This is a genomic window from Mesorhizobium sp. M2A.F.Ca.ET.039.01.1.1 (assembly GCF_003998035.1).
In the GTDB taxonomy this organism is placed as follows: Bacteria; Pseudomonadota; Alphaproteobacteria; order Rhizobiales; family Rhizobiaceae; genus Mesorhizobium.
Map to the genome: position 1 here is coordinate 1 of NZ_RZRY01000303.1, position 7,316 is coordinate 7,316.

At 63.6% G+C, this 7,316-nt stretch carries 9 protein-coding genes and 1 pseudogene; 3 read left to right on the plus strand and 7 right to left on the minus strand.

The features are described from left to right. Positions 1-298: 298 nt before the first annotated feature. A complete protein-coding gene (locus EOA24_RS21520) occupies positions 299-1,831 on the minus strand; it encodes an acid phosphatase (protein ID WP_126078129.1) in 1,533 nt (510 codons plus the stop codon). A 205-nt stretch (positions 1,832-2,036) separates the two neighbouring features. Between EOA24_RS21520 and EOA24_RS21525 the strand changes: the two genes are divergently transcribed. Continuing rightward, positions 2,037-3,287, plus strand: coding sequence for a cytochrome-c peroxidase (locus EOA24_RS21525; RefSeq protein WP_127410046.1), 1,251 nt, complete (start codon positions 2,037-2,039; stop codon positions 3,285-3,287). Between the two features lie 69 nt (positions 3,288-3,356). Here EOA24_RS21525 and EOA24_RS21530 read toward each other — a convergent pair whose 3' ends face one another. Then, the gene (locus tag EOA24_RS21530; RefSeq protein WP_126078131.1) at positions 3,357-3,944 is read right to left on the minus strand and encodes a dihydrofolate reductase family protein; all 588 of its coding nucleotides are present in this window, start codon (positions 3,942-3,944) and stop codon (positions 3,357-3,359) included. A 96-nt stretch (positions 3,945-4,040) separates the two neighbouring features. Here EOA24_RS21530 and EOA24_RS21535 point away from each other — a divergent pair, with 96 nt between their 5' ends. Next, the gene (locus tag EOA24_RS21535) at positions 4,041-4,457 is read left to right on the plus strand and encodes a helix-turn-helix domain-containing protein (RefSeq protein WP_126078132.1); all 417 of its coding nucleotides are present in this window, start codon (positions 4,041-4,043) and stop codon (positions 4,455-4,457) included. Positions 4,458-4,615: 158 nt separating this feature from the next. Here the strand turns inward: EOA24_RS21535 and EOA24_RS21540 are convergent, their stop codons facing one another. The 3 genes from EOA24_RS21540 to EOA24_RS21545 all read right to left on the minus strand — a co-directional run bounded on the left by EOA24_RS21540 (position 4,616) and on the right by EOA24_RS21545 (position 5,826). Beyond that, a complete protein-coding gene (locus EOA24_RS21540; RefSeq protein ID WP_245467142.1) occupies positions 4,616-4,801 on the minus strand; it encodes a hypothetical protein in 186 nt (61 codons plus the stop codon). Between the two features lie 451 nt (positions 4,802-5,252). Next, positions 5,253-5,399 carry a hypothetical protein gene (locus EOA24_RS41750; protein ID WP_189342223.1) on the minus strand — a complete coding sequence of 49 codons (147 nt, stop codon included), beginning with the start codon at positions 5,397-5,399 and terminating at the stop codon, positions 5,253-5,255. A gap of 97 nt (positions 5,400-5,496) precedes the next feature. Further along, on the minus strand, positions 5,497-5,826 hold the full coding sequence (locus tag EOA24_RS21545) for a hypothetical protein (RefSeq protein WP_348526565.1): 330 nt from the start codon (positions 5,824-5,826) through the stop codon (positions 5,497-5,499). Between the two features lie 58 nt (positions 5,827-5,884). On the opposite strand from EOA24_RS21545, the gene EOA24_RS21550 reads away from it, so the two are divergent. Then, complete coding sequence (locus EOA24_RS21550; RefSeq protein WP_126078135.1) at positions 5,885-6,322, plus strand: YqaA family protein; 438 nt, start codon at positions 5,885-5,887, stop codon at positions 6,320-6,322. Between the two features lie 164 nt (positions 6,323-6,486). Here EOA24_RS21550 and EOA24_RS21555 read toward each other — a convergent pair whose 3' ends face one another. Beyond that, positions 6,487-6,909, minus strand: coding sequence for a hypothetical protein (locus EOA24_RS21555; RefSeq protein ID WP_127410047.1), 423 nt, complete (start codon positions 6,907-6,909; stop codon positions 6,487-6,489). A 100-nt stretch (positions 6,910-7,009) separates the two neighbouring features. Next, positions 7,010-7,316: pseudogene (locus EOA24_RS21560) on the minus strand (cytochrome c); the annotation flags it as partial.

Below are 7,316 nucleotides of genomic sequence, written 5' to 3' on the forward strand. Positions count from 1 at the left end.
TGAAACTGGTTCGCCGCAGCGCCGCGCCAAGCCGACCGCTTGGCGCTGCGGCGACCGCATCATAGGGAGAGAAAACTGTTACCTATGTATCCGGTTCAAAGTGTTACCCATCTATCCGCTGGACACTTTTCGCGGGCGTCGCGTCCTCGCCTTCTCCCCGTTCATGGGGAGAAGGTGCCCGAAGGGCGGATGAGGGGCGGCGCCGGCGCCTAAAAGGCAGCGTGGGCGCCCTACGAAGGCCCCCTCTCCGTCCGCTTCGCGGACACCTCTCCCCGCCTTTGGCGGGGCGAGGAAAACGCTACTTCGTCAGATCCAGCGCCGCCGTCAGATCGCCCATCGGCGGCTGGTCGTCGTTGCGCAGCGCCTTGTCGCGGGCGACGATGCCTTGCAGCACCGGCAGCTCGTAGCGGTTGGTGATGAAGCGCAGGATCGAGGTGGTGTCGTACTGCGTGTGGTCGACCATGCCCATCTTCGCATAGGGCGAGATGATGAAGGCCGGGACGCGGTTGCCCGGGCCCCAGCGGTCGGCCTTGGGCGGCGCGACGTGATCCCAGAAGCCGCCATTCTCGTCATAGGTGACGACCACCAGCATATGCGCCCATCGCGGGCTCTTCTCCAGATGCGAAACGATGTCGGCCAGATGCTGGTCGCCCGAGGTCACGTCGGCATAGCCGGCATGTTCGTTGAGGTTGCCCTGCGGCTTGTAGAAGGAGACCTGCGGCAGCTTGCCGTCGTCGATCGCCTTGATGAACTCTTCGCCGCCGAGGCCGCCATCCTTGATGTGCTCGGCGCGCGCGGCTGTGCCCGGCGCGTAAGCCGCGAAATAGTTGTAGGGCTGGTGATGGAACTGGAAGTTCGGCACGGGCGTCGCGTTCTTGCCGTCGAGCGCCACCTGCCAGGCGCCTGAATACCACGCCCAGGAAACGCCCTTCAGCGACAGGAGATCGCCGACGGTGATCTCGTGCTGCGGCGGCAGCGTGGTCGGCGCAGCCGGATCGGCGAGCGCCTTGTCGCCGCCTTCGGCCGGCTTGTTGGCGCTCGGCTGGTAGGGCGGCTGCATGGTGTTGACGGCATAAAAGTCTGGAGTGATTGCGCCGTCATTGGCGAATTTCGGCACGCCGCCGAGTGCGGAGGCCGGTGAATTGTCGGCCGGCTTCAGCGTCACGCCATCCGGCTCGACGACGGCGATCTGGCCCTTCACCGGGCTGGTGTCGGCATTCGGATAGTAGGGCACGCAGGCGCAGGCGAGCATGAAGTGGTTGAGGAAGGAGCCGCCGAAGGCGCCTTGGAAGAAATTGTCGGCCAGAACGTACTTCTTGGCGATCGCCCACATCGGCAGGTTGGAGCCGTCGTAATGGCCCATTACCAGCGAGCCGGAATCGGCCCAGGCGACGAACTTGTCGTTCTTGCCGCCGTCGATCTGCATCTGCTCCTGGTAGAAGCGGTGCCAGAGGTCATGCGTGACGACGTTGGTGCCCTCGTTGAAGCCGTTGGGATCGTCGATGGCGAATGTCGCGTTGGCGAGATGCGCGCTCTGCGCTTCCGTCACCGCCGGCGTGACGCCCTTGCCGGTCAGCCCGCCCCAGGCCGGCGGCAACTCGGAAAGCAGCTTGCCGTCACGGTCGAGCTGGCGCGCCTGGCCGGGCGACACATTCGCCAAGCCGTTGGCACCGGGGAAGCCGCCATAGAGGTTATCGAAGCTGCGGTTCTCGGCGTAGATGACGACGACGGTGTCGATCTTGTCGTAGCCGGGGGGAGCCGCGTGGGCAGCGGCGGAGAGCGATGCCAGCGCCGTGGTGGCGAGGCAAAGGGAGAGAAGGGACCGGGTCATTGAAGGATGCCTCGTGGCTGGGGAATGGCTGGAGGACGGCAATGCAGGAACGCAGATGCATCAATGCCCAGCTACTTCGATGCCTTGTCACCTTTGTGACAGTTCCGTCCCCGTCAAACACGGTTTCGTGAGCGGGACGGCCAGTCATCAATCCGTTGCACTTGAACCTTACGTCGCGAAGGAAATCAGGGATGTCGCCGCGCAGATGAGACGGAAAAATCACGCGATCGCCCTGCTGGCAGCTTCGATCGTCGGCTTGACCGCACCCGCCAATACCGCGGAGCCATTGGGCGTCCATCCTGGCCCGATGTCGCGCCGGGAAGCTTATGCCCGCGTCGACGCGCCGACGGCGCTCGGACGGCAGATGTTCTTCGACCTTTCGCTCTCTGCTTCCGGCAAGCAGGCCTGCTCGTCCTGCCACGATCCCAATCACGCCTTCGGACCGGCCTCGGCCTCGCCGGTCGAGATGGGCGGAGCCAGGCTCGACCAGCCCGGCGTGCGCGCCGTGCCGTCGCTGCGCTATTTGCAGGCAGCGCCAGCCTTCAGCGAGCATTTCTACGACTCCGAGGACGAAGGCGACGAGAGCGTCGACAACGGCCCGACCGGCGGCCTGACCTGGGACGGCCGCGCCGACCACGGCAAGGACCAGGCGAGAATCCCGCTGCTGTCGCCCTTCGAGATGGGCAACAAGGACGAGGCCCAGGTGGCCGCCAGCCTGCGCAAGGCGCCCTATGCCGACGCCTTCAAGGCCGCCTTCGGCGCCGATGTCTTCGACCATCCGCAGGACGCTTTTGATGCCGCGGTGGAAGCGCTCGGCACCTTCGAGCAGAGCAGCGCCGATTTCTATCCCTATTCCAGCCGCTATGACGCCTTCCTCGCCGGCAAGGCGCAGCTCTCGGCGCAGGAATTGCGCGGCCGGATGCTGTTCGAGGACGAGGCGAAGGGCAATTGCGCGAGCTGCCATTTGAGCGAGCCCGCCAATGACGGCGAGCCGCCGCAGTTCACCGACTACGGCCTGATCGCGATTGCCGTGCCGCGCAATCCGGCGATCCCCGCCAATTCCGATCCTGATTACTTCGACCTCGGCCTGTGTGGCCCGCTGCGCACCGACTTCAAGGGCCGCGCCGAGTATTGCGGCCTGTTCGAGACGCCGACGCTGCGCAACGTGGCCTTGCGCAAAAGCTTCTTCCACAATGGTTATTTCCACACGCTGCGCGACGCGGTCGCCTTCTATTCCAGCCGCGACAGCGATCCGGCGCGCTGGTACCCGAAGAATGCCGACGGCACGGTCGACAAATTCGACGATCTGCCAAGAGCTTACTGGCCGAACCTCAACACCGACCCGCCGTTCAACGGCAGAAAGCCCGGCGACAAGCCGGCGCTGACCGATGCCGAGATCGACGACATCGTCGCCTTCCTCGGCACGCTGACCGACGCCGACCAGGCGGGGCACTGAGGCTGGGGGCCAGTCAGAAAGGCGCGCCGCGAGATTGATTCAAGGCGGTGCGGGCTCGGTTGCCGCTTCTCATTGCGCGAGCGCGTAGCGGCTCACCACCATGCCGCAGGCATAGGACTTCGAGCCGAGGAGCGTCAGCCTGGCGAACCCGCTTTTGTCGAAGATGCGGCGGCCTTTCCCCAGCACCGCCGGATTGATGAAGAGCTGGAACTCGTCGACCAGGCCGGCGGCGATCAGCGCCGAGGCGAAGCCGGCGCCGCCGAACACGGCGATGTCGCCGCCCTCGCCCTGCTTCAGCGCGTCGACCTCGCGCGGCAGGTCGCCGCTTACGACCCATGTCCGTTCCCAGCGCGACGCTGCAAGCTTGTCGCTCGCGACGACCTTCTCAGCCTCGACGATACGCTGCGCGAAAGCATAGAAGCGATCCTTCGGATATTTCTTGGCCGCATTGCCCCAATGGGCAAGGTAGCCCTCTTCCACCATCTTGCGGCTCAACAGGATGGTGCCGACGGTCGTGAAGACGGCATTGAAATCCTGCTTCAACTCCTCGTCCCAGTCGCTGTCGTCGCCCCATTCCCAAAGCTGCCAGCGACGATCCTCATCGGAGCCGACAAAGCCGTCGACCGACATTTGCATCTGAAGGATCAGCTTCCTCATGCTCATTCTCCTCGCCAATGATTTACTTTTGGAACCGTTTGACGCAAAGCGGCAATGGTGTCAATAGTAAATTGATTTACAAATGGAAGTATGTTGATGGCGACCAAGGGACGGTCTGGCTGCCCGATCAGCCTCTCGCTCGAATTGCTCGGCGACCGCTGGACACTGCTCATCATCCGCGACCTGGCTTTCGCCGGGAAACGGCATTTTCGCGAATTCCTGCAGTCCGACGAAGGCATCTCGTCGCGCACGCTGGCCGAGCGGCTGCAGACGCTGCAGGACGAAGGCATCCTCACGCGAAGCGACGACCCCAGCCATGGCCTGAAGGCGATCTACCGGCTGACAGAGGCCGGCATCGACCTGTTGCCGGTGCTGGCGACGCTAGGCGCCTGGGGCAGCAAACACCGCAAGGCCGACGACAAGCTTGCCCGAATCGCCGATGACCTCGCGACCGGCGGCGAGCCGGCGCTCGAGCGGATGAAGGAGACGCTCAGGGCGCAACATATGGGATAGCGGAGTCGGAACACCGCGCTCCGCCGGCGACCTGTGTTCAAACGCTTGGGTCAGCGAGCGGCGTTGCGTGGCCAGTGCGTCGAAGGCAAATGCAACACCCGCGTGCCGTCCGCCGATTTGTCTCGCATTTTCACAGTTGGCCATGAGCGTCGACGATCTCAGCCAGCCTGTCCGCTCCGCGGCGGCCCCGCCGGCTCCTCGGCCGGTGGCTCCCCGGGGAGCCCCAATCGCAGCCGCTCCTCCTCGGCGAAGCTCTCGGCCTGCTCGTGAATGTCGAACACTTGCTGCGTCAGCCTGCCACCGTCGACGATGCGCACGATCCATTGGCCATTGACGGTTTTCACACGCACACTGTCTGGCTCGCTTGTTATCATACGGCTCCTGCCTTCGGCCCAAGTATCTGGTGCCTAGACCCAATACGATCTAGAGCGCCTTAAGTTGCCGAAAGCGGAGCTGATCGACATTTAGTGCGAAGGCACTCGCCGATACTCAGTAGATTTTTGAAATCTGACGGATAAAAACGACTATGGCGCCTACGTCGCCCCGTCGAGCAAAGACTACAATAACTCACGGAGTGGTGGGGAGCGATGGGCGGCCCGGCTGCCTTGGGGGGTGATACTGGGTTCGGCGGCCGGGCCTGACCGGAGTTTGCGAGGCCGCCGGCTGCAGGAAAGGATGCGCTCGCGCCCATGCGAGGGCAAGAACGACCTAGGCCCTAGGACCAAAGCTGCAAGCGCAGGGGCCGAGACGGACCAATCACAATCAGGCTGTAAACCACCTGAAGCCGGCCGCGCGTCAAAAGCCGAAATAATGCTGGCCGAAAAGATAGCCGAGCGCCGCGACCACCAGCGGAAACAGCGCCGGCGCCGCCCTGCTGAACAGCGAGGCGCTTATCTCCTTGGCTGGAGCGCTGGGTTTGGCATTGCCGAGGTTTTTGGTCATGGGCTTAGTACCGGTTGGGGCCAGTTGCCGGCGGAGCCATAAATTAGAAGTCGCTTATTAAGTTTCCAGCAAGCCCAATGCTACAATTCGCGGCAATTTATTCCGATTGCTGGGTGCGCTCGGCAAGCGCGAAAGCCTGGAGGTTGCGCGATTTGCCGGGATCCTGGTCGGCATTGGCGATGATGGCATGGAAGGCGGCGCGGGCGATGTCCTTCTTCCTGGCGTCGGGATGCTCCTTGCGCACCGCCTTGAGCAGGTCTTTCGGCTTCATATCGGGGGTGACGAGGCGCATCAGCGTGTCGCCTATGGCCTGCAATTCGCTGGCATCCATAACGATGACCCTGTTTTGACGACATAAGCCTAGCATATAGGGGAGCGAGCGCGTCACTTTCGTGATACGCGCCGGGAGCTGGGCGACGGTCGCCATGACCCAAGCCGTCGATAGTCAGGATCCGAAATGGCGAGAGGCGAACTGACGGACGGCAATGCTTGGTGACCTTGCCGCTTTCGGCGGACTTTTCCTGACCGCCTTCGCCGCCGCGACCATCCTGCCGCTGCAATCGGAAGCAGCGCTGGTCGGCTTTCTCCTGGCCGGGACCCATTCGCCGGCCGCGCTGGTTCTGGTCGCGACGATCGGCAACGTGCTTGGTTCGGTGGTCAACTGGCTGCTGGGCCGCGGCATCGATCGCTTCGGCGACCGCAAATGGTTTCCGGCAAAGCCTGCCGCGCTCGACCGCGCGGCGGCGCGCTATCACCGTTACGGACGATGGAGCCTGCTGCTGAGCTGGGCTCCATTTATCGGCGATCCGCTGACGGTGATGGCCGGCGTGCTGCGCGAGCCCCTATGGAGCTTTATCGCCATCGTCACCGTTGCCAAGACCGGCCGGTACCTGCCGGTGGCGGCCGCGACCCTCGGCCTCTAGCCTAAAGAACTCATGGCGCAGGCATCCAGCCGTGAATTCTCGCCATAGCAAAGCCGCACGGCCAGGGCGGCCGCGATATGTCCCTGCGGGCCGGCCTTGGCAAATCGCCAAGGCCTTCCGTTGAAGTTCGGGGGCTCTATCAAAGAGCTGGGTCGCTCTATCCTTTACGCGGGCACAAGGACGGCGATGCGATGCACGCCGACTTCCTTGCTGGTATTCGTCGCCTCGTCGGTCTTGCCTTTGGAGCAGGTGTACATGTCACCGACCTTGAGCTTGAACTCCTTGTCCGCCTTCTTGATGGTGAATGCGCCGGAAGTAATGGTGCATACCATGTCGTTATCCATCACACTTTGAGGAGCGTGCGCTCCGGGCTGAAACACCACGTCAACAATCGAGATGCTCTTATAGGCGGGAATGTCGGAGTTGCCGGGGCCGACCTCGACCACTCTGACGCCCGGCGCAATCTCCTTGCCTTCGTTCGCACCGTACTTCTTGGTTTTCGCAAATGTTGCCGTTGCGAACAGGGGAGCAACCGTTGCGGCCGACACGCCGAGCGCGATTGCAGACCTGCGATTCATCGTCTTCATCGCATCCTCCCTAAACCTGTCATGCACGGATGAGCATGGCCTCAGCATATTAGCACAAACTGATTTGATTGTGCGGAAAAGCGCGTGTCGGTGACCGCGTTTACTGTTGCTTTTGCCGGAACTTCGAATGGCAGCTCGTGCAGTCCTGCAGGATGAGGTGCAGGAGATGTTCCGCCGGCATCCTGGCCGGATCGGCTTCAGCCGCGCCCGGGCGCTTGCCGAGCAGGCTGCCGCCATCCATCGGCGGGCCGGGCATCCGCATGTCGGCGGGGATACCCGGCGGCGCGTTCCCCGCCTTGATCGCGAGCGCGTCGGCGAGCCGGCCGATATGGCGGGCGAGCGCCTCGAACTCCGGCCGGGCCTGGTCGATCTCCGGTCTGGCGGCCGATGGCGCGCCAAGCGTGCCC